The following is a 24,777-nucleotide window of genomic DNA, read 5'->3' on the forward strand; positions in this document are numbered from 1 at the left end:
ATCTGATGAAAATATGTTTGTACTGAAAAGAGATGGCCGCCAAGAAGCGGTAAAGTTTGATAAGATAACGGCTCGCATTGAGAAGTTGTGTTATGGTTTTAATGCCGAATTAGTAGACCCGATAGATGTTGCAAAAAAGGTAATTGAAGGTTTATTTGATGGGGTTACAACTTCAGAACTTGATAATCTTGCGGCAGAAACAGCTGCATCCCTTACTACCAAGCATCCAGATTATGCATTGTTGGCATCGCGTATTGCGGTATCCAACTTACACAAAAACACATTGAAATCGTTTTCTAAAACGATGGAAATGTTATATACCTATATTGACCCTAAAACTGATAAACCATCATCTTTAATAGCAGAAGATGTTTGGCAAGTAATTAAAGACAATGCTGAAATTTTAGATAGTACAATTATCTACGATAGAGATTTTGGCTTCGATTATTTCGGTTTCAAAACTTTAGAAAAATCTTACTTGTTAAAAGTTAACGGTCAGATTGTAGAGCGTCCGCAACATTTATTCATGCGTGTTTCTGTTGGTATCCATAAAGGGGATATTGACAGTGCAATTAAAACATATAACTTAATGAGTGAGCGTTGGTTTACACATGCTACACCAACATTATTCAATGCAGCAACTCCAAAACCTCAAATGTCTTCATGCTTCTTGTTAACAATGCAAGATGATAGCATTGAAGGTATTTATGATACTTTAAAACAAACTGCTAAAATCTCACAAAGTGCTGGTGGTATTGGTTTAAGTATCCATAATATTCGTGCTACTGGTGCCTATATTGGTGGTACAAATGGTACGAGTAATGGTATTGTGCCAATGCTAAAAGTGTTTAATGATACAGCTCGTTACGTAGATCAAGGAGGAGGTAAACGTAAGGGTGCATTTGCTATTTATTTAGAACCTTGGCATGCTGATATCTTCGCTTTCTTAGACTTGCGTAAAAACCATGGTAAAGAAGAAATGCGTGCACGTGATTTATTCTATGCACTTTGGGTTTGCGATTTATTTATGCAACGTGTAGAAGAAAATGGCGATTGGAGTTTATTCTCTCCAGATGAAGCTCCAGGCTTAGCAGATTGCCATAGTGAAGAGTTTAACGAATTATATACACGTTACGAAAGAGAAGGAAGAGCTCGTAAAACAATTAAAGCACAAGAACTTTGGTTTGCAATTTTAGATTCTCAAATTGAAACTGGTACTCCATATTTATTGTATAAAGACGCAGCTAACAGTAAATCTAATCAGCAAAATTTAGGTACAATTAAGAGCTCTAACTTGTGTACTGAGATTATTGAATACACTTCTAAAGACGAGGTTGCAGTTTGTAACTTAGCTTCTTTAGCATTACCAAGATTTGTAATTAATGGGGAGTTCGATCACCAAAAATTATATGAAGTAACTTATCAAGCTACTTTAAACCTAAATAAAATCATCGATTATAACTACTATCCAGTTATTGAAGCACAAAACTCTAACTTCCGTCACCGTCCAGTTGGTTTAGGTGTACAAGGTTTGGCAGATGCATTTATCTTATTGCGTTTGCCTTTTGAAAGTGATGCTGCAAAAGAACTGAATAAAGAAATTTTCGAAACCATTTATTTTGCTGGTATGACAGCATCGGCTGATTTAGCCGCTAAAAATGGTCACTATGAAAGCTTTAAAGGTTCGCCATTGTCTAAAGGTAAATTTCAATTCGATCTTTGGAATGTAAAACCAAGCAGTAAGCGTTGGGATTGGGAAGCTTTGCGCAAACGTGTAGTTAAAACTGGTGTTTACAACTCATTATTAGTTGCACCAATGCCAACTGCATCAACTTCTCAAATATTGGGTAATAACGAATGTTTTGAGCCATATACTTCAAACATTTATACAAGAAGAGTATTGAGTGGTGAGTTTGTGGTAGTAAACAAACACTTATTAAAAGACTTGGTTTCTTTAGGTTTGTGGAACCCAGCAATGAAAGATAGAATTATTTTAGCGAATGGTTCAATTCAAGACATTGCAGAAATACCAGATTACATTAAAGAATTGTACAAAACTGTTTGGGAGATTAAAATGAAAAACATCATTGACATGTCTGCGGATAGAGGTGCATACATTTGCCAATCTCAATCTTTAAACTTGTTTATCAATGCACCAAATACTTCAAAACTAACTTCAATGCACTTCTATGCTTGGAAAAAAGGATTGAAAACAGGTATGTATTATTTACGTACACAAGCTGCTTCTCAAGCTGTTAAATTTACTGTAGAAAATCAAGGTGGTAAAGCAATTGAAGCTGTAATTCCAGCTGAAATGACGCAAGACCAAGTTGCTGAAGAAATTGTAGATGGACCAGTTTGTTCAATGGAAGAAGGTTGTATTAGCTGCTCTGGATAGATAGTCAGAAAGTCTGAGGTCCGAAAGTCGGAAAGATGATTTTCAAAAAAGCATAATAATGTAAGGTTCTGGACGTAAAGTTCAGAACCTTATTTTTTGTTCCTATTTTTGTTAAACGATAGTTCACTAATGAACAATTGACCAATGAACAATCCTTACCCACATAGCAAACACGAAATTATTCCATGCGAACGCTGTGGAACTGCTATTGAATGTAAGGCAAATTCTTATACCAAATGCCAATGTAGCGTAGTTCAACTTAGCATTAATGAAGTACAGCATATTAGCGAGCTTTACGACGGCTGTTTATGTGCAAAATGCCTATTTGAATTACAACAAGAATATCGCGAAACGCTAGTAGGATAACTTACGAAGTTTCTAGAGGTTGTGCATAGCAGAACTTCGTAATTTTAGGCGGCCGCCTAACACAATCTATCGGTTGGTGTCTCACCGACCGAAATATGGATTAGATTTTCTGAAAATCAATATCAGTATTTCATAGCAATTGCAGCCCCGCTTTCTGCCTTAGTCTTTTCGCTTTCAGCTCAAGAGCTCTCGCTGTCAATCGGGTTTAATTAACAAAGGTAGTAGGTCTTGGCAAATTGCAGCCCCTCATAGTAGCACAAGCCAAAGTTAACTAAACTGGATAACAGTGAAAATCCTTTTTGCCAAGTCCCCTTTAGGGATGTAGGGGGTAAAAGATTGAAACGAATAGCCAGACTAACTTTAATAAACGCTTCTTCATTGCTTTTCAATCCTCCTCCTTTACTTTTTTACCTTTCAGCTTTGGTCTTTAAGCTTTCTACCCTCAACCTTTTTTCCTAACTTTGTAGCTCAAGAAGTTTAAGGATTTGAGGGGTTCTCAATACTCAAATCTCAATACTCAAATCTATAATTATGAGCAAAGTAAAAGTGGGCTTGGTACAAATGAGCTGTACTAAGGATAAACAAGAAAATTTAGACAAGGCGATTGTAAAGATTAGGGAAGCAGCAGCAGGCGGCGCACAAATTGTTTGTTTGCAGGAGTTGTTTACCTCTTTATATTTTTGCGATGTTGAAGACTATGATAACTTTGATTTAGCGGAGAAAATTCCCGGCCCCTCTACAGATGCTTTACAAGTTGTTGCAAAAGAGTTGGGTTTGGTTATTATTGCTTCATTATTTGAAAAAAGAGCTGAAGGTTTATATCACAATACAACTGCAGTTTTAGATGCTGATGGTTCTTATTTGGGTAAATATCGCAAAATGCATATTCCTGATGATCCGGCTTATTATGAGAAATTCTACTTCACACCAGGCGATTTGGGCTATAAAGTTTTTGAAACAAAATTTGCTAAAATTGGCATCCTGATTTGTTGGGATCAATGGTATCCAGAAGCGTCACGTATTACGGCATTGATGGGTGCTGATATAATGTTTTATCCTACAGCTATTGGTTGGGATACTACACAAGACGAAGAAACTAATCAAGATCAATACAATGCTTGGCAAACTATCCAACGCTCACATTCTGTTGCGAATGGCTTACCTGTAATCAGTGTAAATCGTGTCGGTTTTGAACAAGATGGCCGTATGAAGTTTTGGGGTGGTAGTTTTGCTACTAATGCACAGGGCAAGTTGCTATACTTAGCATCGCATGATCAAGAAGAAACCGAAGTGGTTGAGATTGATTTGAAGCAGAGCGATTATATCCGAAAGCACTGGCCATTTTTACGAGATAGAAGAATAGATTCATACCAGCCAATTACAAAAAGATATATTGATGGCGATTAAATAAAGTTGGAAAGTTTTTAGTCCGAAAGTCCGAAAGATATTTTTTGAAAGCAAATAGATATTGTATATTTCAGCCTACCTAAAATACTATCTATGGCATTTAAATTTGAAAAACTAAAAGTCTGGCAAAAAGCTTTAGACTTAGCGGACGAAATTGATAAACTAACTAAGACTTTTCCGAAGGACGAAATTTATATTTTAAACTCACAAATAAAAAGAGCAGCAGATTCAATATCTTTAAATATAGCAGAAGGAAGTACAGGGCAAAGTAATGCCGAATTTATAAGGTTTTTACGTTATGCATTGAGGTCTGACATTGAAGTTGTAGGTTGTTTGCATCTTGCTAAAAGAAGAAAATATTTACTAGAAGAACGTTTTGTTGAACTTTACAATGCCTGTGAAGAAGTTCTGATAATGATAAACGGTCTCATTAAATCATTAAGCTAATGTCTGATAAAGCACATTATAAATCTAATACACCTCATTTCTCTGGAAATAAATCATCGGACTTTCCGACTTCCGGACTTTCTGACTTTTCTCAAACGCCAAAGGCGAAAGGTTACTCTTTTCCTGCTGAATGGGCTAAACACGAAGCAACTTGGTTAAGTTGGCCACACAAGGAAGAATCTTGGCCAGGAAAAATAGAGACTATTTATGAGCCTTATTGCCAATTTATTAAAATTGTAGCGACTGGAGAAAAGGTTCGTATCAATGTAAGGGATGAAGCAATGAAAGCTTTTGCCGTTTCAGAGCTTCAAAAAGTTGATGCTGATTTAAGTCAAGTAGAATTTTATTTTAACGAGAGCAATGATGCTTGGTGCCGTGATCATGGCCCTGCTTTTTTGTTAAAAGGAAATGAAAAAGCAGTTGTTGACTGGGGTTATAATGCTTGGGGTGGAAAATATCCACCATTTGATTTAGATGATGTAATTCCGACTAAAATAGCCAAGCATTTTAACTTGCCTTTATTTACGCCTGATATTGTTATGGAAGGTGGTTCTGTAGAGTTTAATGGAGCTGGAACAATTCTAACAAGTACGGCTTGTTTGTTAAATGAAAATAGAAATCCTCATTTAAATAAAGAACAAATTGAAACTTACTTAAAAGAGTTTTATGGTGCGGAGCAGGTATTATGGGTAGGAAATGGTATTGTTGGTGATGATACCGACGGTCATATCGACGATATTACTCGTTTTGTAAATGAGGATACGGTGCTTACTGTACTAGAAAGTAATCCGCTGGATGAAAACCATTTGCTATTACAAGAGAATTATGAGGCATTAAAACAGATGAGATTATTAGATGGAAGACCATTGAATATTATCAAATTGCCAATGCCATCGCCAGTTATACACGAAGATACACGTCTTCCGGCTTCTTATGCCAATTTCTATATTGCCAATGCAGCTGTTATAGTCCCAACATTTAGAGATGTGAATGACCAAATTGCTTTAGATATTATTCAGAAAGCTTTTCCAGACAGGCCAGTAGTTGGTATAGATTCTACAGACATTATTTGGGGATTGGGTAGTTTTCATTGTTTGAGTCAACAAGAACCAGACCCCAACCCCTAAAGGGGCTTTGCCGTAACGCTATAAATATTAACTTTACAAAAATTATTAAAATAATATATGAACGAAATAACAGAAAAGTCCCCTTTAGGGGATTTAGGGGTTAAACTTCTTCAAGGAAAAACAGCACTAATTACAGGTGCATCAAAAGGAATAGGTCGCAAAATAGCCGAAAAATTTGCAGAACAAGGTGCTAATGTAGCTTTTACTTATCTTTCATCTGTAGAAAAGGGACAAGCCTTAGAACAAGAATTACAAAGCTTTGGCACAAAGGTAAAAGGTTACCGTTCTGATGCTTCTAAATTTGATGAAGCAGAACAACTAATTAATGACATTGTTGCTGAATTTGGTACTATTGACATTGTAGTTAACAATGCTGGTATTACAAAAGACGGCTTGTTAATGCGCATGAGCGAAGAGAATTGGGATGATGTTATGAACGTTAACTTAAAATCTATCTTCAATGTAACTAAAGCTGCTTCTAAAGTAATGATGAAAGCGCGTAAAGGTGTTTTTATTAATGTGAGTTCTATAGTTGGTGTTACAGGTAATGCTGGTCAGGCTAATTATGCTGCTTCTAAAGCAGGAATTATTGGTTTTACCAAATCTGTTGCTAAAGAATTAGGTTCTCGTAACATTCGTGCAAATGTTGTTGCTCCAGGTTTTATCCGTACCGAAATGACTGATGTTTTAGATCCTGCAGTAGTTGCAGGCTGGGAAAAAGATATTCCACTTAAACGTGCTGGCGAAACAGAAGATATTGCCAATGTTTGTGTATTCTTAGCTTCAGATATGAGTGCTTACGTAACCGGTCAAACCTTATCGGTTTGCGGAGGAATGCTGTAATTGAGGTAGAAGATATAAAGGTAGAAGGCGGAGGGTTTTACTTTTCGCCTTTTATGTTATATTAATTTCATTAACCCAACGTAATGACAACAAAGAAAATAATTATTAGCTGTAGTGGGTTTTTTATATTAGTTATTTTGATAACCTCTATGTTAAATGTTTCTTCTGATGGTAATAATGTTATCGGCTTTCCATTCACTTTTTACGAGTATCTAGGGGGAAAACGGTTTCCAGAACCCGAAACTAGACATAACTTAAACTTATTTGCGCTATTAATCGATATACTAATTGTTATTGTAATTCCTTTTTTAATAATGTTCTTATATCAAAGAAAAATAAACTTGAGAAAAGAAAAATGAATTAAACCTATCGGTTGGTGTCTCTCCAACCGAAAAAGTAAACGGTTTATTTAACAAAATAACTCCCCTTTACGTGTGTAACTTTCGTTAAATTTTTATCCTTCTCGAAAGCCATATAACCTTTTTGCAAGGTTTGCCAAAAGGCAACTTGCTGTGGATATTGATTGCTGTATTTCTTCATATTTGCCTCAGTCATCTTAAAAGGATAAATGCTAACTGGAATATCTTTCTGACCTGCATTTCTTGCTTCAACCGCTAAAATGTAAACTTCTTTAATTTTCTCATCTGTTAAGGGGATGCAACCAATAGTTACACAATTGCCATGGATATAAATATCCCCACCAGTTTTATTTCCTTTTCCAGTTCTTGCTAGATCCACTTTGTTTGGATAATCAATCCCTAAAGATAAATGGAAATTACTCATCGGATTGAAGACATTGATTTGATAAAATCCTTCAGGTGTCTGTCCATCTCCTTCAATTACCTTTGGACCTAAAGTACCTGAATGTGCGCAAAAATTGTAGGTTTTGAACAATTTGAATTGGTTTTGGCCATTTCCTTTTAACCAAACTTCCAATTTCCCTTCAACTTTATAAGCAGCAATGAAGAGCTGAAAATCACTAGTAAACCCTGCTTTTTGTAAATCTTTTTGGAGTGTTTCTCCCTTTTGCTCGTAAGCAATTCTAACGCGTTCAAATTTCAATTGACTGGCTTTAAAGCTATTTTGGGCAAGTGCAGGGATGGTCATGAGTAAAAGTAGTAATGTTTGGAAGAGCTTATTCATATTTAGTGGTATTATGGTGGATTAAAACAATACTACTTAAATTAGAGCTCTAAGAAAATACCTTAAAATGAGTATTTATTAATTTAATAATCCACAAACAAATTACGGTGTATTTTTTAGAAAATTAGCATCTTTACGTTTAAGCTATGGGTAATTTTTTTACAGCAACTTCTGTTTTCACTTTTCTTGCCTGTTTATTATTGGGTTGTTTGTACGCATGGTTTTTGTATGGGACAAATAAAAATTTAGCTAAAAATTTAAAATACTGTTTGGGGGCATTTAGAATAGTAGTGATTACCCTAATCGCTTACTTGCTTTTTGCCCCACTTGTAAAACGCATTTCATATCATCCAGAAAAACCAATTATAGTTTTAGCAAATGATAATTCTATTTCTGTGGCTGAGATTGAGCCAATAGGGTTTAATAAACAAAAATATCAACAAGATTTGAAGCGGCTTGTAGATCGGCTGTCTGAAAAATATGAGGTGAAAACCTATAGCTTTAGCGATAGCGTAAAATCTGGTTTAGACTTTTCTGGCAAAGGTAAATTAAGCAATGCATCTGCCTTGGTTGATCGGTTAAATGATGAATTGTTAAATCGCAATGTTGGTGCTGTGATTATGGCGAGCGATGGTATTTTTAATCGTGGTGGTAATCCATTATATGAAATAAATAAAATCAAAGCGCCCATTTATACCATTGCTATGGGTGATACTATAGCGAAAAGAGACGTTTTAATTGCAAATGTAAATTACAATAACCTCGTGTATTTAGATAATGAGTTTACCTTAGCTATCCAAATTCAAGCCTATGAAAGCAAAGGAGAAACCATTCAAATTTCTGTTGCCGAAAACGGAACTAAAGTTAAAGAGCAAAATGTAAACATTGATGCCGCCAGTTTTGTGAAGGAGGTACAAGTAAAGCTAAAAGCAAATAAAATAGGGATTCAGAAATATACAGTAAGTGTTTCAGGTTTAAAAAATGAGATTACAACAAAAAATAATACCCAAACAATTTTTGTTGAAGTAATAGATGCTCGTCAAAAAGTATTATTGGCAGCGGCAGCTCCACATCCAGACATTGCTGCCTTCAAACAAGCAATTGAGCTTAATAAACATTATGAGGTTACCGTTGCATTAGCTGATGAATTAAATTCCATCGATCCAAATAAATATGGTCTAGCCATATTATATCAATTGCCGGGATATTCCAATGTCTCAATTCCACTGATCGACAAACTTCAAAAAACTAAAATTTCTCTTTTTTATGTCGTTGGGGCACAAACAAGTTTGTACACATTGGGTCAATTTCAGAATGTAGTGAGTTTTGGTAAGTCTACCGGTTCTTTGCAAGAAATATTTCCATACCCAGAACCTAATTTTACCGCCTTTAATTTAAATCCAATCACTTTAAAACAGTTAGATGATTACGATCCATTGCAAGTTCTCTTTGCTAAAATGAGTATTAATGGAAACTATTCTGCAGTCTTAAATCAACGTATTGGTAAAGTTAAAACACAAACGCCCCTTTGGTTTTTTGCAGAAGATAATGGTAGAAAACTGGGTTTTTTAATAGGTGAGGGTATTTGGAAGTGGAAATTAGAAGAGGCAAAAGACGAACAAGCCTTCCCATTGGTGAATGAACTTATCTCTAAAACGGTACAATACCTTGCTGTAAAGGATGATAAGAGAAAGTTTAAAGTTTACAGCAGTAAAAATACTTACGAAGAAAATGAAAATGTTGTTTTAAATGCAACGTTATATAATGATGCTTATGAACCTATCAATACACCCGATGTAAAAGTTCAGGTTAAAAATGCCAATGGAAAAATATTTAATTATACTTTTTCGAAGTTTGGCGTAACATATAGATTAGATATTGGCAATTTGCCGCAAGGTAATTACACTTATTTAGCGAGTACTACTTTGGGCAATAAAAACTATACAGCTTCTGGAGCTTTCTACATCAATGCCTTAATAGCCGAGTATCAGCAGACTACAGCCAATCACCAATTGTTATATACAATAGCCCAGCAAACAAATGGTAAAATGGTAATGCCTGCAAATTTATTAAGCATAGCTGATGAATTAGAGAAAAGCGGACAGGTTAAAACCATAAGTTACGAAGACCGTAAATATGAAGAATTGATTAGTATTAAATGGTTATTTGCATTGATATTAGTATTATTATCGACAGAGTGGTTTTTAAGAAAACGTAATGGCGAAGTTTAATGGAAATTAGCACTACATATGCAATTGAGATTTTAGGAACAATTTCCTTTGCAATTTCAGGTACTTTCGCTGCAATGCAAAAAAGGTTAGATCCTTTTGGTGTGCTGATTATTGCTTTTGTAACTTCTATTGGTGGTGGTACGGTTAGAGATTTATTACTTGGCGACACACCTGTTGCCTGGATGAGAGATGTGAACTATTGTTTGCTCATTCTGGTTACAGCTTTGTTAACGATTTTCTTTAAAACACAAATTAAAAAATTTAAGATTACACTCTTTTTATTCGATTCTCTTGGTCTAGGCTTATTTACCTTAGTTGGGGTTCAAAAAGGAATAGTTTTTGGCTTAGATCCTGGTATTTGCGTAGCCCTAGGCACTATAACGGGTTGCTTTGGAGGTGTAATTCGTGATACTTTACTCAATACAATCCCATTAATATTTAGAAAAGAAATCTATGCTACTGCTTGTATTTTGGGTGGAGTTCTTTACTTCACGCTGTTGTATTTTAACTTAAAAGCAGACGTAGCAAAAATTATAGTAATTGCATTTATTTTTACACTTAGAATAATTGTGGTACGCTATAAATTGGCATTGCCGAAGTTTGGCTATTGATATAGAAACTCTTCTAATTTACCCTTTTGGTTAGCTTCGTTTAGTTGCCAAAGTTCTGTAGACCATCTCTTCTTGTTCTCTTGATTGTTTAAATAAGGTAGGACAGATTTCAACGCACCAATAACTAAAGTTTTTTGGTCTTTAACTTCCTTATTTTCTAATGTGAATTTGGTTAAGCCAGCCATATACATTAGCATTAAATCAGAATCAGTATTAAAGAAGTTTGTTTCTTTCTCTTCTAAATAGAATGTGTATTCTGGCGTTCCATTCATCCATTTTATTAAAAACTGTCCAGCTTCTGTTCTGGCATTGTTTTTTTTATCAATTGGAGTTTCAAATAAATAATTGATAACCTTTAGAACTAAGGCCTCGGTATCTTTAAAATGAACCTTTTTATTTAATTTAACGTGCTTTAGGATGGGTAAGTCTTGAGAATAGGAGTAGTGTATGCCTATCAAAAACAAAAAGAAAAATAAGGCTCCTTTTTTCATTATCTTGTTTATAGGATTTAGTTTATTCCGTTAAGACGAATATAAGGCATTAAAATTAAAATCTTTAACAGCGGCTCAATTAGTTGAGTTAATTTTTTTCCTCGTCTTTTACTATTACAAAAACATCTTCATTGTCTTTTTTCATGAAGTATTTTTCACGAGCAAATTTTTCTACTGTGTTTAAATTGCTATCTAGCTCTTTAAGATCTTTTTTTACTGATGCGGTTTCTTTTGTATAGAAATCTTTTTCTTGTTGCAATTTATTTACCTCGGCACGGTATTCATATTGAGAGAGCATGTCGTTCTTATCAAAAAACATCATCCATACTGCGAAAGCAACAACTGCTAAAAAGTATTTATTGCGCAAAAGTTCTAATAACCGTTTCATTAAAGCAAATATAGTATTAAATAAAAACATCCGAAGGTTTTAAATCTTCGGATGTTTTGCAAATGTGTTTATCAACTTGTTAACAATCAAACCCCTAAAAGGGCTTTTGTTTAATCTAAAGTCCTTTTTTAGGGGATATAGGGATTATTTCTTTGCGTATTTAAAGTTTTTGCCAATAAAACGAGCGGCATCACCTAGTTCTTCTTCAATACGTAACAATTGGTTGTATTTTGCAATTCTATCTGAACGTGAAGCAGAGCCTGTTTTAATTTGACCACAGTTTAAAGCAACAGCTAAATCTGCAATAGTTGTATCTTCAGTTTCACCACTTCTATGGCTCATTACAGAAGTATAACCACTATTTTGTGCTAAACTCACTGCATTGATAGTTTCTGTTAGTGAACCAATTTGATTCACTTTAACTAAGATTGAGTTTGCAGTATTTGTATCAATACCAGTTTGTAAACGTTTAACGTTAGTTACAAATAAATCATCACCAACCAATTGAACTTTATCACCAATTTTTTCAGTTAAAGTTTTCCAACCAGCCCAGTCATTTTCATCCATACCATCTTCAATAGAAATGATAGGATATTTTATAGAAAGATCTGCTAAATATTGAGCTTGTTCTTCGCTAGAGCGAATAGCACCTTTATCGCCTTCAAATTTAGTATAATCGTATTTTCCATCTTTGTAGAACTCAGATGAAGCACAATCTAATGCTAAACAAATTTCAGAACCTGGCTTATAACCTGCTTTTTCTATCGCTTTTAATACGGTTTCAATTGCATCTTCAGTACCATCAAATTTAGGAGCAAAACCACCTTCATCACCTACAGCAGTAGATAGACCTCTATCATGTAAAATAGCTTTTAAGTTATGGAAAACTTCAGTTCCCCAACGTAAAGCTTCAGAGAATGATGGTGCGCCAACAGGCATGATCATGAACTCTTGAAAAGCGATAGGAGCATCTGAGTGAGAACCACCATTGATAATATTCATCATTGGAATAGGTAAAATATTTGCATTAACACCACCAACATAACGATATAATGGTTGTCTGCTTTCTGCGGCAGCGGCTTTAGCAACGGCTAAAGAAACACCTAAGATTGCATTTGCACCTAATTTTCCTTTATTTTCTGTACCGTCCAAGTCAATCATTAACTTGTCTATTAGGTTTTGTTCAAAAACATCAACGCCTTGCAAAGCTTTAGCGATAATAGTATTTACATTTTCTACGGCCTTTAAAACGCCTTTACCCATATAGGTTTTTTTGTCGCCATCACGCAATTCTACAGCCTCATGTTGACCAGTACTTGCGCCAGATGGCACAGCTGCACGACCCATTTGGCCATTTTCTGTAATTACTTCAACTTCTATTGTTGGATTACCCCTAGAATCAAGGATTTGTCTTGCGTGGACATCAATTATTAAACTCATTTTATTTTGGTTTTGATTAAAAACTGCCCTTAGTGTAAAAAGTACAATTAGCTAGGGCGTATCCAAAGTTAAAATAATTTTTAAATTATAAGTATGGATAGTTTCATTTTTTTTAAAATGCTCCTTAGTTAAAGAATGCCAATTAGTTGTAAATTAATATAGCCCCTAAAAAGAGGCTATATGTATTAGCATTTTGTCTAATTCTTTTCCGCAAAAAAGTATTTATAAACTAAACCAGCCAATATAGCACCGGCAATAGGAGCTGCCCAAAATAACCATAATTGACTTATAGCTTCTCCACCAACAAAAACTGCCTGGCTAGTACTACGTGCTGGATTAACAGAAGTATTGGTTACAGGAATGCTAATTAGGTGAATTAATGTTAAACATAATCCGATAGCTAATCCTGCAAAGCCTTTAGGTGCCCGGTCATCTGTAGTGCCTAAAATTACCAGTAAGAAGATAAAAGTCAAGACAATTTCTGTTACAATAGCTGCCAGCAAGCTATATTTTCCGGGAGATAATTGGTCGTATCCATTTGTAGCGAAATTACCTATATTACTACCGTTACCAGTGGCAATTAGGTATAAAATTCCAGCTCCGGCAATGCCGCCTAAAACCTGAGCTACTATATAGGGACCTAAATCTTTGGTTTCTAATCTGCCAGCTACCCATGCACCTACGGAAACTGCAGGGTTTAAATGTGCCCCAGAAATATGCCCAAATGCATAAGCTATGGTAACAACTGTTAATCCAAACGCTAATGATACGCCAACAAATCCAATTCCTGCACCAGGGTAATTGCATGCTAAAACAGCACTGCCACAACCCCCTAATACCAACCAACATGTTCCAATAAATTCTGCTACTAATTTTTTCATTTTTTAAGTTTATTTAAGTTTTCAATTGTTGTATTGGCCGCTTAACTAAACCTAAAATGAATTAGCTTACATCTCCATTTTCTGCTTAGCTTCTATCCACCAAATGAGTTCGCCTATAAAAGATTTTGCTCTTTTATCGGTACCTTCTACATCACTTGGTTTGCCATTTTCATCAAATGTTTTTTCTATTGTAGCTACCGGAAACATTGCTGGAATAACTAATGCTCCTATTTTCCATAAACTAAATTGCAATGAGGTAATTACTTGTGTACCTGCAAATGCACCAGCAGAAACAGTTGCAATGCCAATTGGCTTGCGTTTCCATTCTGCATACAATAAATCAATAGCATTTTTTAAACTTGCTGGATAACCGCCGTTATACTCTGGAGTTACAACTATAATACCATCGGCTGTAGTTACCTCGTTAGCAAAAGAAAGCATGGCTGCTGTAGGGTCTGAAATAAACCTTAATCGCTCTTCAAAAATTGGAAAATCATACTCTTTTAAGTCGATTATATTAACATTTGCTAATTTGTTTTCTTCCAAGTAATTCTTGAAATAAAGTGCAACTCTGTGGCTATTTCGGCCATTTCTAACACTAGCTGAGATGATGGAAATATTTTTCATAACCTAATATATTATTTTAATCTGCTAAAAATGAATTAAAAATAAGATGCAACAAAAAAGGGAGATGTGGTAAGGTCCTTTAAAAAAGAGCTTTCATTTAAATGGGGATTTTATTTCTCGAATATGGTTAAGGTTAACCCATTCATAAGGAAGCCTATAAACAAAAAAAGGATGACAAGTATATCCTATCATCCCTTTAACTTTAAAATTATATTTCAGAAAGCTATTATTCCCACTTAAAGGTTTTAACAGCTACCGCATAAATTCCAATACCCCAAAGCAACATAATTAACATTTGGTGTTTTACATCCCATAATCCTGCACCTTCAAAAGCAACTTTACGCATTGCATCATTAAGATAGGTTAGCGGTAGTGCTCTACTAATGGGTTGTAACCAAGATGGAAAAGCGTCTATAGAAAAGAAAGTTCCAGAAAGTAGAAATTGAGGTAAGGTGATAATGTTGGATATCGGTGGAATTGTACTTTCGCTTTTGGCTATACCAGAAACAACAAATCCAAAACCCATAAAAACAATTACGCCCATTGTGGCTAAAACAAGCATGTTTAGAACTGTGGTTGCACCATGAATTAGTGTGAATTTGAAAAAGAAGTGTCCAATTAAAATGATAAATAAAGCACCTAATAATGCAAAACCAATACGGGCAATACCTTCGCCAATAACAATACTCGAACGTTTTACAGGTGTCGCAAAGAAACGTTTAATTACTAGGTTTTGACGTAAACTAAAAAACACAAATGCAGTACCAAATACACCAGTACTTAATAAGGAGAAGCCTAATTGCCCTGGTAGAATAAAGTCTATGGTACGGTATAACCTTCCGCTTACAGTGGTTGCCCTGATTTCTGTAACAGTTGGTTTTAGGTTTTGGGTATTTAAGTTAAAGGAAATTTCATTTAAAATAGACTTTAAAATATTTCCTTTATCAAGCGATGCTGAAGTGTATTTAACATTGGTAAAATAAGCAGGAACTCCATTTGGATTTTTCTCTACACTAATTAATGCATCATAATTTCCCTTTTCTAGATCCTTGTTTATATTATCCAAGTTATCATCCTTAGTTATTCTAACTAATCCTGTTTTTTCTAAGGCAACAATAACTGGGTTCTCCATATCAGAACCTGGAGCTAGTGCTATGTCTAATTTTGTACCACCCCCCCCTAAAAAGCCAAAAACTAAGATGAAAATTAATGGGAAAGCTAAAGTAAAAACTACAGCCGAAGGGCTGCGCATAATTGAACGGAAGCTTGCTTTTGCAAGTGCTAATGTAGCTTTGGTATGACTGTATGGAGTTTTCATTATATTTAGATTGAAAGATTAATGATATTGAAATAATTGAATTTGATTAATCTTCACGCCATTCTTGGCCTGTAAGATTGATGAAAACATCTTCGAGATTTGCTTTTTTAACCTCTTTTTTACGTTCAAATCCGCTCGCTATTAAATTATCAATCAATTGATCTGGTGTGTCTAAGGCAATAATCTGACCTCGCTCTACAAATGCAACACGATCACACAACTGCTCTGCCTCATCCATGTAGTGGGTTGTAATCACAACTGTTGTACCTTGACTACGAATGTCGGTAATTAAATCCCAAAGATTTCTGCGGGCTTGCGGATCCAATCCAGTAGTAGGTTCATCTAAAAATATAATTTTCGGAGAATTGATTAATGTTGTTGCAATAGAAAAACGTTGTTTTTGTCCGCCAGATAGCGCTTTATATTTTGCTTTTGCTTTATCTTGCAAATTTACCTTTGCTAACATTTCCATCGGGTTTACACTCACACCATACAAACCAGAAAATAGTTCTAAAAGCTCAATGAGGTTTAGGTTTGGATAATATCCAGCTGCCTGTAATTGTACACCAATAATACGTTTGATGGCATTTGGATCTTTATCAATAGAGAATCCATCTACGATCACTTCTCCAGAAGTTTTTTGGCGTAAAGTCTCTATGATTTCTAAAGTAGTAGTTTTTCCTGCACCATTAGGGCCAAGTAATCCAAAAATTTCATTTTCATAAACTTCAAAGTTTAAGCCTTGTACAGCTTTGAAATCATCGTAATTTTTTACCAGATCTTTAACACTGATAATTACATTCCTTTTTTCCATTGTTTAGTTTGTTTGTAGAAGTTAAGCACGCAGAGTTGCTAATTACATAATGCTAAAGTAAGAAGGTTTATATGAATAGAAAATGAATTTTATCTGAGTGGTAGTAAAATGTCGATAAACTGATGCTTAATTGGGACGAATGGATTTGTAAGTCTATCGAAAATAAAAAGGATGTCTGATTAACAAACATCCTTAAATAATAGCTATAGATTTAATGCTAGATCTTTGGCTTAATTTACCAAACTAAGTCGCCTTTTATCAAATCAACAAAATCATCAAATAAGTAACGAGAATCATGCGGGCCTGGTGATGATTCTGGGTGATATTGAACCGAGAATGCTTTTTTACCTTTTACACGAATTCCCTCAATTGACTGATCATTTAAATTGATATGTGTAATTTCTACTTTATCAGATTTTCTAACTTCATCTGGTATTACTCCAAAACCATGATTTTGAGAAGTAACTTCACAATGGTTTTTAATGATGTTTTTAACCGGATGATTTAAGCCTCTATGTCCGTTAAACATTTTCATGGTACCAATTCCGTTTGCTTCTGCCAATAATTGGTGACCTAAGCAAATTCCAAATAATGGTTTATCGGCTTCTAAAATAGATTTAACAGTATCAATTGCGTATTCCATTGCTGCAGGATCGCCTGGGCCATTTGAAATGAAGTAACCATTCGCACCCCATTCGTCCATTTCTGCAAAAGTAGTTTTGGCTGGATAAACCTTAACATAGATGTCTCTATCATCAAAGTTGCGCAATATGTTTTTCTTGATACCTAAATCTAAAGCTGCAATTTTATAGTTTGCTTCAGGATTGCCATAATAATAAGGCTCTGTTGTAGAAACTTGAGATGAAAGCTCTAAGCCATCCATGTTTGGTACATCTGCTAGTTTCTTTTTCAATTCCTGTAAATCAGTAATTTCAGAAGAGATAATCGCATTCATTGCTCCTTTATTTCTGATGTGACGAACCAAAGCCCTGGTATCAATTTCAGAAATACCAACAATATTTTCGTTTTGGAAATTATCTTGGATAGATTCTGAAGCTTCTTTTCTGCTGTATAAAATGTTATAGTTTTTGCAAACTAAACCAGCAATTTTTATAGAGCCAGATTCGATTTCTTCCTTATGCATGCCATAATTTCCAATATGCGCATTGGTGGTTACCATAATCTGACCAAAGTAAGATGGGTCTGTAAATACTTCCTGATAGCCAGTCATGCCTGTATTAAAGCAAATCTCGCCAGTAGTAGTTCCGATTTTTCCGGCAGCTTTACCATAAAAAACAGTGCCATCGGCCAATAACAAAATTGCAGGTAACTTGGTGTAGTTAGTCATTTAAAATACAATAAGAATTGATGAAAAAAGAGAAAAAAGAATGGAATTTCGTAACGGTTATGCCGTTTTTGTAAGATAGTAAAGAAGTCTGACCGAACTCATTCATTTCAGGATACAAAGGTAGTTTTTTCAACGGTTTTTTCAAGATTTTTTTTAAAATAGTTGCGTATGGAGATATACATATTGCGATAAATGATTTATATGGAAATTAATTAGCCACAGAGAAAAGAGGAATTCACAGCGAACACAAAGGATGGATTTGAAATGCTACGCCATCTCCGTATGCTTTATGTTAACGTTTAAGTTTTTGTTCTTTACACTTTAATCTTGTTCCTTTTACAATAATAAAACCTAATTTTGCCTAACAAAACAAAGAATATGTCTGTAAACAAAGAAATTAAGCGGATTACAACCCACATTTTGCAAGAGATGAAACAGCGTGGCGAAAAAATTGCCATGTTAACCGCTTACGATTATTCAATGGCTACCATTTTGGATGATGCAGGTTTAGACGTTTTATTGGTTGGCGATTCGGCATCCAATGTTATGGCTGGTCATGAAACTACCTTACCAATTACATTAGATCAAATGATTTACCATGCGCAAGGCGTTGTACGCGGTGCAACAAGGGCTTTTGTAGTGGTAGATTTACCTTTCGGTTCTTATCAAGGTAATTCAAAAGAAGCCTTAAATTCTGCCATTAGAATCATGAAAGAATCTGGTGCACATGGTGTGAAGTTAGAAGGTGGCATAGAGGTAGTAGAATCAATACAAAGAATAATTACTGCAGGTATTCCAGTTATGGGACACTTGGGGTTAACACCTCAATCTATTTATAAGTTTGGTACATATACGGTTAGAGCTAAGGATGAAGAAGAGGCAAATAAATTAAAAACTGATATTCTAGCGCTTCAAGATGCTGGATGTTTTGCCGTTGTTTTAGAAAAAATTCCTGCTAAATTGGCTAAGGAAGTAACAGAAAGCATACATATTCCTACAATTGGAATTGGTGCCGGACCAGATTGCGATGGACAGGTTCTAGTTGTAAATGACATGATTGGTTTAACTAAAGGTTTTAGGCCACGGTTTTTACGCCAGTACTTAGATTTATACGAAGGAATTTTAGGCGCAGCACAATCTTATATTAAAGATGTAAAAGCAAAAGATTTCCCGAACGAGAAAGAACAATATTAGTTGAATAAGGATAAAGGAGCAAAGAACAAGGATAAACGAGCAGGGTAAATCTTATGATGGGAAAAGCAGTTTCATTGCTCTTCGGATGCAGTAGTCCCGCTTTTCATTTCAATCTTTTTGTTATTGTCATCCTGAGCTTGTCGAAGGATCTTTAACAAAAAGTATTTTCATTACAATCGGGTTTATTAAACAAATGCAGTTTTCATTTGACAGTAACAATTAAGCAATTTAACAATTTCTACAATTACCAATACAATGCCTATTACTGAAGCAGATATTTTATACGAAGACAATCATTTAATTGCTATAAATAAACGCAGTGGTGATATTGTGCAGATTGATGAAACTGGCGATGAACCTTTAGATGAAAAGGTTAAAAAATATATTGCTGCCAAGTATAACAAACCCAATGGTGCCTTTTTAGGTGTGGTACATCGTTTGGATAGGCCTGTAAGTGGCGTAATTCTATTTGCCAAAACAAGTAAGGCCTTAGAGCGTATGAATGCTGTTTTCAAAAATAGAGAAGTTCGTAAAACCTATTTTGCTGTGGTAAGAAATAGACCAGCGAGAATAGAAGGGAACTTGGTTCATTATCTGATTAAAAATCCTCAGAAAAATGTAGTTGCGGCTTATAATAAAGAAGTAACTGGAAGTCAGCGCTCAGAGCTAGATTATAAATTGATAGGAGAGGTTGGCGGCTTTTATTTATTACAAGTAAATCCTATTACAGGGCGGTCTCACCAAATCAGGGTGCAGCTTTCTACAATGGATTGCCCAATAGTTGGTGACAATAAATATGGTTATCCACGAGGAAGTAGAAAGGGGAGTATTTGTTTACATGCCAGACAATTGGAATTTATTCACCCTGTGCAAAAAGAACAGGTTAAAATTTTTGCGCCATTGCCTGTTGATGGTTTTTGGGAAAGATTTGAGAATTTTAAAGTTGAGAAATAATTGGTAAATAGTCCATAGCCTATAGTTGATGGATTGCATTATTGACCACTTAAACTATCAACATTTGACCATCAACTATCAACCATTATCCCCTTAACAACCTTTACTGACAATCTGCCTTTTCAAAAACAATTGATTGACCAAAAGTTAGCTTAGTAGGATTTTTGAACATCATTTTTCCACTTTTATCCTCTACATCACCAAAACCTTCAAGTAACTGGTTTCCTTTTTTAAGAAATGCTACCTGTCTTACAGATTCTTTCCCCTCAGAATTAAAAGTATATTCTGCCAATAAAGTATCACCTCTCATTTCACCTTCAATTATACCTTTGTTTTTGTCTTTTTCAAAGAGGTTATAGCTCAATTCTCCAGTAGTAATGCCATTGGTGCTCATAAAAGTCAGTTTTGCTGTGTCTTTATTCTTTATGTAAGTGTAGCAATAAGTTTCACCCACCTTTACTATGTTGGTGTCAACAGCAACTTTATCTTCTTGTTCGGTACTTTCACTTTGACAGGCAGTAAACGATAGTGCAGCAATGATAATAGGGAAGAAATAATTTTTCATGATTTTTATTTTATACTAGTAGGAACAATGATAGTATAAAAAAGTTTGCTATTCGCTTTTTGGGATAGATTTGATTTTTAAATACATTTCACGACATTAGAGCAACAAACGCAACTCAATGAATACTAAGCACTGCTTAAATTGTGAGCATAATTTAGACATAGGTCAAAAATTTTGTTCACAATGTGGCCAAGAGGCACATGTACATCGCTTTACGCTCACTCATTTCTTCCATGAAGTTTTTCATGCATTTACACATGCAGATAAGGGCATTTTTTATTTGCTTAAAGAGCTTTTTATCAGGCCAGGTATTGTTGCCAAAGAATACATTGCTGGTAAGAGGAAAAAGTATTTTAGCCCATTTACCTTTTTTTTAATATTGGCCGCTTTTTATGTGTTATCTGATGGTTTAAGTAGCACTGTGAAAAAAGATGATCAAACTACCCTTATAAAAATTGCTGAGATACCAGACCCAGAAAAAAGGCAAGAAGCAACTATAATCTACCATAGGGCAATGAAAAGTCAACAGTTTTTTGTCAAGAACGGGAACATCTTGGCAATGATTGCCGTACCATTTTTTTCTTTTTATTTTTGGCTCATTTATTATAGAAAAAAATATAATTACTCAGAACATTTGGTTGCCAATTTAATGTTTATCAGCTTTGCTAATCTTGCCTTTACCTTATTGGTCCATCCGTTGCGGGCCCTGCTAAAGGAAACTTCCTGGGTAGCATTTGCTCCCTTATTAGGCCTATTGTTGCAACTTATATATTTTGTTATTGCTTATAAAGATTTTGTTGATTTAAAAGGGCCTAGGGCAATTTTTAAAGTTATAATGGTTACATTAATTGGCTTACTGTTATGGGCTTTTCTAACCCAAATAGCTAGTGCAATTTATGTTTACCAAAGCTTAAACTTTATGGATTACTTTAAACACATGGGCAGAAGGTAATAGAAAACCCCACACAAGGCGGGGTTAACTAAATCAATCATATGTGAATATGAAAATCTTTACCAAACATAGGTTCCGGCAGCACCGCCAGGCAATGTTGTGGTTACAATTTTACCGTTGTCTTTAATGTTAAAAGTTTGATTGTTTGAACTTGTATTCATTACAATCAAGACTTTTTTTCCATCTGGTGTTTTAAATGCGACATTTGATATCGTACTGTTTAATGTTGATGCAATACGTATAGAGCCTGGTCTTACAAATTTAGAAGCATGTGCAATTACGTAATAGGCAACGTTTCTACTTACTGCAGGAGCAATGGTAATAGCGCCTAAGCAAGTTGTACAACCTCCATCTGGAGTGTGTGGGTTATAATTCGCATCTGCTGCAAGGTTCCACTCTAATACATTTCTACTCCAGTTTCTGGTAGCTCCAATAACTAAAGTAGATACATGCCATTTTAAATCTTCGGCAAAATTACCCGGGCCTCCAACCCATTGCTCTGTGAAATAAACGTTTTTGTTGGGATAAGCATTGTGAACTGTAGTTAACGCCGAAATATTACCGGCATAAAGATGGAAGGCAGAGCCATCTACATAAGCATTTGCTGCTGGATCTGCTAAAATTGCCATCGGGTAATCTGGGCGATCGGCATTATGGTCATAAACAATAATTTTTGTAGTTAAGCCGGCTGTTTGAAATGCTGGACCCAAGGCAGTTTTAATAAAGTTAGCTTGATCTATAGCTTCCATGTACATGCTTGGTGTGTTGCCGGGATGAAGTGGCTCATTTTGGATAGTGATAGCATCAATGGTAATGCCTTGAGCTTTCATTGCCTGAACATACTTTACAAAGTACTTGGCATAAGCCTGGTAATATTCAGGTTTTAAACTGCCACCTTTATATGCCTTGTTTGTTTTCATCCATGTTGGTGCAGTCCATGGTGAACCTAATATTTTTATGTTAGGGTTAATGGCTAAAATCTTTTTAAGGATAGGTACCAAATCTGTCATTTCTGCATCAATAGAAAAGTAGTCTTGATTTACATCAGTTTGTCCAGTTGGCCTTTCATTATAGGTAAAAACATTTGCGCTTAAATCTGATGCCCCAATGCTAATTCTTAAATAGCTCACCCCAATTGCATTTTCTTCGGTAGAAAATAATTCTTTAATTAAAGCATCTTTTTCTGTTGCGCCAAGGTTATTCATCAACGTTGCACTTCCACCTGTTAATGTATAACCAAATCCATCAATGGTTTGATAAGCTTGAGTATCATCAATCTCAATAGTGGTGTTAGCATTATTTGCTGCGGTAAAATTCAAAGCAATGTTCTGTTTTTGTAGCAGAGCTGATTTATCTCCTTTGGTAAGCCAAAAACTAACATCACTGGTTACAGGTGTAGTGGGTGTAGGGTCATCAGGAATTACTGTAGCCTTTTTGGTTCCTTTTTTACAAGCGCAAGAGCCCAAGGCTATGGCTAAAGCTATACAAGTTGCGGTTAAAAATTTCATTTGTGTAGAATGGTTTTAAGTTGATGATTTAGATGTCTATTAAAGGATTAACGGTTTTAAAACTAGTGAATTAAATATTTATTTTAGATTATTTATTTATATAAATATTTGATTTATAGTTACTTGTGTGTTTTGTGATACGCTTTATTCGCAATAGACATAAATTGGTTTTAAGCTTACTCATAAATGTTTATAAGGATAATTAGACAGTATTAAAACCTAATTCAATACGCTTAAATAACATGTTGAGATTTTGAAAAAATGTGGTATAAAAACAACCTAACTTATTTTTATACCACATTCATACTATTTCACATTCGGATTTCTATCAATCTCGGCTTGTGGAATAGGGAAATAAAGGTTAGCAGTAGAAATATTATATAAATTATTCCCAGCCCCATCTTTTGATGAATTCATTACAGCAACCGCACGGTTGGTACGTAACAAATCAAACCAACGATGACCTTCAAAGGCTAGCTCTAATCTACGCTCTTTTTCAATTGCCAAACGCATACTAGCTTGATCTATTGCAGGTGTACTGCCTAAACTAACACGACCTCTAATTTGGTTTACAATTGGTTTAGCAGTAGCCCATCCACCAGCGCTCGCTTCGTTTAAAGCTTCAGCTTTTAGCAATAAAATATCGGCTAACCTGATAATGTAACTATCGCTTTTATCATCAGCTCTATATTTGTTAATGTATGGATAGTTTGCTTTAGCCCAGTAAGAATCACTCCAACCTTCGGTTGTTGCATTCATGAAATAGATACTTGCGTTTCTACGAATTAAATCACCTTCATCATTAAAAGCCTTTACTAAATCGTTAGATGGAGTACAAAATCTTTTCCAACCGGTACCAACAATTACACTTGGCATCCAATTGCCATGTTGTCCACCCCAACCGTCATATTGCATTTCCCAAATGGCTTCACTGTTGTTTTTGTTAGCAGCGTCAAATAAGCCATTGTAACTGCCAAATAAACTATAGCCATTTGCAATAGTTAAATCGCAATATTGCAACACTTTTGCCCAATCTGGTGTAGGTTTTGAAGCATATACTTTAGCTAGTAAAGCATTAGCAACACCTTTTGTAATGATCCCTTTATTTGCAGAGGTAGTTTTTGCATTTGTTGCTGCAAATTCTAAGTCTTTAATAATCTGGGTATAAACAGCATCAATACTAGCCTTTGCAGGTTGCATTTCGCTTAAATTAGCTGGTGTTTTTAAAACCAAAGGCACGGCACCAAATAAACGTACCAAATTAAAATACATGTAAGCTCTTAATCCGCTTGCTTCTGCTAAGATTTCGTTTCTACGGTTTCCTGCATCTAAAGCTGGGTCTTGAATATTAGGAACATTTTCTAGTACCTCGTTTGCATTTTTAATGTCTGAATATAAAGAACCCCAATCTCTACCTACGTTACCATTAGTAGAGTTCGCTTTGAATAAATCAATGTCAATATTGGCCTGGTTGTCTCCTCCAGCATAAGCATTATCAGCAGTAACATCACCATTGATCATGTAATCCCAAATGTGATAATCGTTATACATCCCATCATATGCTCCCTGTAATAATTTTTCTGCAGCTTCTTTGTTTACAAAAGCTACATCTCCTGTAACTTGATTAATTGGGTCTTTTTCCAAGAAATCTTTTTTACAACCGCTTTGAACGGTTAATGCTAAGGCACCAAATGCCAGCAATGAATATATTTTAGTTTTCATCT

General features: G+C 35.0%; 23 protein-coding genes. 11 read left to right on the forward strand and 12 right to left on the reverse strand.

Translation table 11 applies throughout. The features are described from left to right. The first annotated feature begins 13 nt into the window (after nucleotides 1–13). From FA048_RS17425 to fabG, 6 genes are all read left to right on the forward strand, one after another. A complete protein-coding gene (locus FA048_RS17425) occupies nucleotides 14–2,398 on the forward strand; it encodes a ribonucleoside-diphosphate reductase subunit alpha (protein ID WP_136843508.1) in 2,385 nt (794 codons plus the stop codon). A gap of 144 nt (nucleotides 2,399–2,542) precedes the next feature. Next, nucleotides 2,543–2,764 carry a cysteine-rich CWC family protein gene (locus FA048_RS17430; RefSeq protein ID WP_136843510.1) on the forward strand — a complete coding sequence of 74 codons (222 nt, stop codon included), beginning with the start codon at nucleotides 2,543–2,545 and terminating at the stop codon, nucleotides 2,762–2,764. A 531-nt stretch (nucleotides 2,765–3,295) separates the two neighbouring features. Then, nucleotides 3,296–4,171 carry a carbon-nitrogen hydrolase gene (locus FA048_RS17435; RefSeq protein WP_136843512.1) on the forward strand — a complete coding sequence of 292 codons (876 nt, stop codon included), beginning with the start codon at nucleotides 3,296–3,298 and terminating at the stop codon, nucleotides 4,169–4,171. A 93-nt stretch (nucleotides 4,172–4,264) separates the two neighbouring features. Further along, nucleotides 4,265–4,618 (forward strand): four helix bundle protein, encoded by a 354-nt coding sequence (locus FA048_RS17440; protein ID WP_136843514.1) that lies wholly within the window; start codon nucleotides 4,265–4,267, stop codon nucleotides 4,616–4,618. Beyond that, entirely contained in the window at nucleotides 4,618–5,745 is a 1,128-nt protein-coding gene (locus FA048_RS17445; protein WP_136843516.1) for an agmatine deiminase family protein, read from the forward strand. The genes FA048_RS17440 and FA048_RS17445 overlap by 1 nt, the downstream gene beginning before the upstream one ends. 57 nt (nucleotides 5,746–5,802) lie before the next feature. Next, nucleotides 5,803–6,588 carry a 3-oxoacyl-[acyl-carrier-protein] reductase gene (gene fabG / locus FA048_RS17450; protein WP_136843517.1) on the forward strand — a complete coding sequence of 262 codons (786 nt, stop codon included), beginning with the start codon at nucleotides 5,803–5,805 and terminating at the stop codon, nucleotides 6,586–6,588. A 405-nt stretch (nucleotides 6,589–6,993) separates the two neighbouring features. Here fabG and FA048_RS17455 read toward each other — a convergent pair whose 3' ends face one another. Then, complete coding sequence (locus FA048_RS17455; RefSeq protein ID WP_136843520.1) at nucleotides 6,994–7,731, reverse strand: L,D-transpeptidase family protein; 738 nt, start codon at nucleotides 7,729–7,731, stop codon at nucleotides 6,994–6,996. A gap of 146 nt (nucleotides 7,732–7,877) precedes the next feature. Here FA048_RS17455 and FA048_RS17460 point away from each other — a divergent pair, with 146 nt between their 5' ends. Both FA048_RS17460 and FA048_RS17465 read left to right on the forward strand, forming a co-directional pair. Then, nucleotides 7,878–9,962, forward strand: coding sequence for a VWA domain-containing protein (locus FA048_RS17460; protein WP_136843522.1), 2,085 nt, complete (start codon nucleotides 7,878–7,880; stop codon nucleotides 9,960–9,962). Further along, on the forward strand, nucleotides 9,962–10,573 hold the full coding sequence (locus FA048_RS17465) for a trimeric intracellular cation channel family protein (RefSeq protein ID WP_136843523.1): 612 nt from the start codon (nucleotides 9,962–9,964) through the stop codon (nucleotides 10,571–10,573). Before FA048_RS17460 ends, FA048_RS17465 begins: the two co-directional genes overlap by 1 nt. Here the strand turns inward: FA048_RS17465 and FA048_RS17470 are convergent. The 8 genes from FA048_RS17470 to carA form a co-directional block, all read right to left on the reverse strand. Next, the gene (locus tag FA048_RS17470; protein ID WP_136843525.1) at nucleotides 10,567–11,064 is read right to left on the reverse strand and encodes a hypothetical protein; all 498 of its coding nucleotides are present in this window, start codon (nucleotides 11,062–11,064) and stop codon (nucleotides 10,567–10,569) included. The genes FA048_RS17465 and FA048_RS17470 overlap by 7 nt on opposite strands. An 88-nt stretch (nucleotides 11,065–11,152) precedes the next feature. Then, entirely contained in the window at nucleotides 11,153–11,452 is a 300-nt protein-coding gene (locus FA048_RS17475) for an FtsB family cell division protein (protein WP_136843528.1), read from the reverse strand. Between the two features lie 144 nt (nucleotides 11,453–11,596). Further along, complete coding sequence (gene eno / locus FA048_RS17480; protein WP_136843530.1) at nucleotides 11,597–12,892, reverse strand: phosphopyruvate hydratase; 1,296 nt, start codon at nucleotides 12,890–12,892, stop codon at nucleotides 11,597–11,599. Between the two features lie 197 nt (nucleotides 12,893–13,089). Continuing rightward, nucleotides 13,090–13,773 (reverse strand): aquaporin Z, encoded by a 684-nt coding sequence (gene aqpZ, locus FA048_RS17485; RefSeq protein ID WP_136843532.1) that lies wholly within the window; start codon nucleotides 13,771–13,773, stop codon nucleotides 13,090–13,092. A 66-nt stretch (nucleotides 13,774–13,839) separates the two neighbouring features. Beyond that, nucleotides 13,840–14,400: an NADPH-dependent FMN reductase gene (locus FA048_RS17490; protein WP_136843534.1), complete on the reverse strand. Its 561-nt coding sequence runs from the start codon at nucleotides 14,398–14,400 to the stop codon at nucleotides 13,840–13,842. A gap of 226 nt (nucleotides 14,401–14,626) precedes the next feature. Then, nucleotides 14,627–15,718: an ABC transporter permease gene (locus tag FA048_RS17495; RefSeq protein WP_136843535.1), complete on the reverse strand. Its 1,092-nt coding sequence runs from the start codon at nucleotides 15,716–15,718 to the stop codon at nucleotides 14,627–14,629. 46 nt (nucleotides 15,719–15,764) lie between these two features. Further along, nucleotides 15,765–16,532: an ABC transporter ATP-binding protein gene (locus FA048_RS17500; RefSeq protein ID WP_136843536.1), complete on the reverse strand. Its 768-nt coding sequence runs from the start codon at nucleotides 16,530–16,532 to the stop codon at nucleotides 15,765–15,767. 235 nt (nucleotides 16,533–16,767) lie between these two features. Continuing rightward, entirely contained in the window at nucleotides 16,768–17,880 is a 1,113-nt protein-coding gene (gene carA, locus FA048_RS17505; RefSeq protein WP_136843538.1) for a glutamine-hydrolyzing carbamoyl-phosphate synthase small subunit, read from the reverse strand. Nucleotides 17,881–18,258: 378 nt separating this feature from the next. Between carA and panB the strand changes: the two genes are divergently transcribed. Then, entirely contained in the window at nucleotides 18,259–19,074 is an 816-nt protein-coding gene (gene panB, locus FA048_RS17510; RefSeq protein ID WP_136843540.1) for a 3-methyl-2-oxobutanoate hydroxymethyltransferase, read from the forward strand. Nucleotides 19,075–19,329: 255 nt separating this feature from the next. Further along, complete coding sequence (locus FA048_RS17515) at nucleotides 19,330–20,028, forward strand: RluA family pseudouridine synthase (protein WP_136843542.1); 699 nt, start codon at nucleotides 19,330–19,332, stop codon at nucleotides 20,026–20,028. A gap of 103 nt (nucleotides 20,029–20,131) precedes the next feature. On the opposite strand, the gene FA048_RS17520 is transcribed toward FA048_RS17515, so the two are convergent. Next, nucleotides 20,132–20,593: a hypothetical protein gene (locus FA048_RS17520; protein ID WP_136843544.1), complete on the reverse strand. Its 462-nt coding sequence runs from the start codon at nucleotides 20,591–20,593 to the stop codon at nucleotides 20,132–20,134. Between the two features lie 118 nt (nucleotides 20,594–20,711). Here FA048_RS17520 and FA048_RS17525 point away from each other — a divergent pair, with 118 nt between their 5' ends. Then, nucleotides 20,712–21,545, forward strand: a complete 834-nt coding sequence (locus FA048_RS17525) for a DUF3667 domain-containing protein (RefSeq protein ID WP_136843546.1) — start codon at nucleotides 20,712–20,714, stop codon at nucleotides 21,543–21,545. A 59-nt stretch (nucleotides 21,546–21,604) separates the two neighbouring features. Here FA048_RS17525 and FA048_RS17530 read toward each other — a convergent pair whose 3' ends face one another. Beyond that, nucleotides 21,605–23,053: a glycoside hydrolase family 30 protein gene (locus FA048_RS17530; RefSeq protein WP_136843548.1), complete on the reverse strand. Its 1,449-nt coding sequence runs from the start codon at nucleotides 23,051–23,053 to the stop codon at nucleotides 21,605–21,607. Nucleotides 23,054–23,359: 306 nt separating this feature from the next. Continuing rightward, complete coding sequence (locus FA048_RS17535) at nucleotides 23,360–24,775, reverse strand: RagB/SusD family nutrient uptake outer membrane protein (RefSeq protein ID WP_136843550.1); 1,416 nt, start codon at nucleotides 24,773–24,775, stop codon at nucleotides 23,360–23,362. Nucleotides 24,776–24,777: the final 2 nt, after the last annotated feature.

Origin of the sequence: Pedobacter polaris (assembly GCF_005116505.1) — a bacterium.
GTDB classification, from domain to species: Bacteria; Bacteroidota; Bacteroidia; order Sphingobacteriales; family Sphingobacteriaceae; genus Pedobacter; species Pedobacter polaris.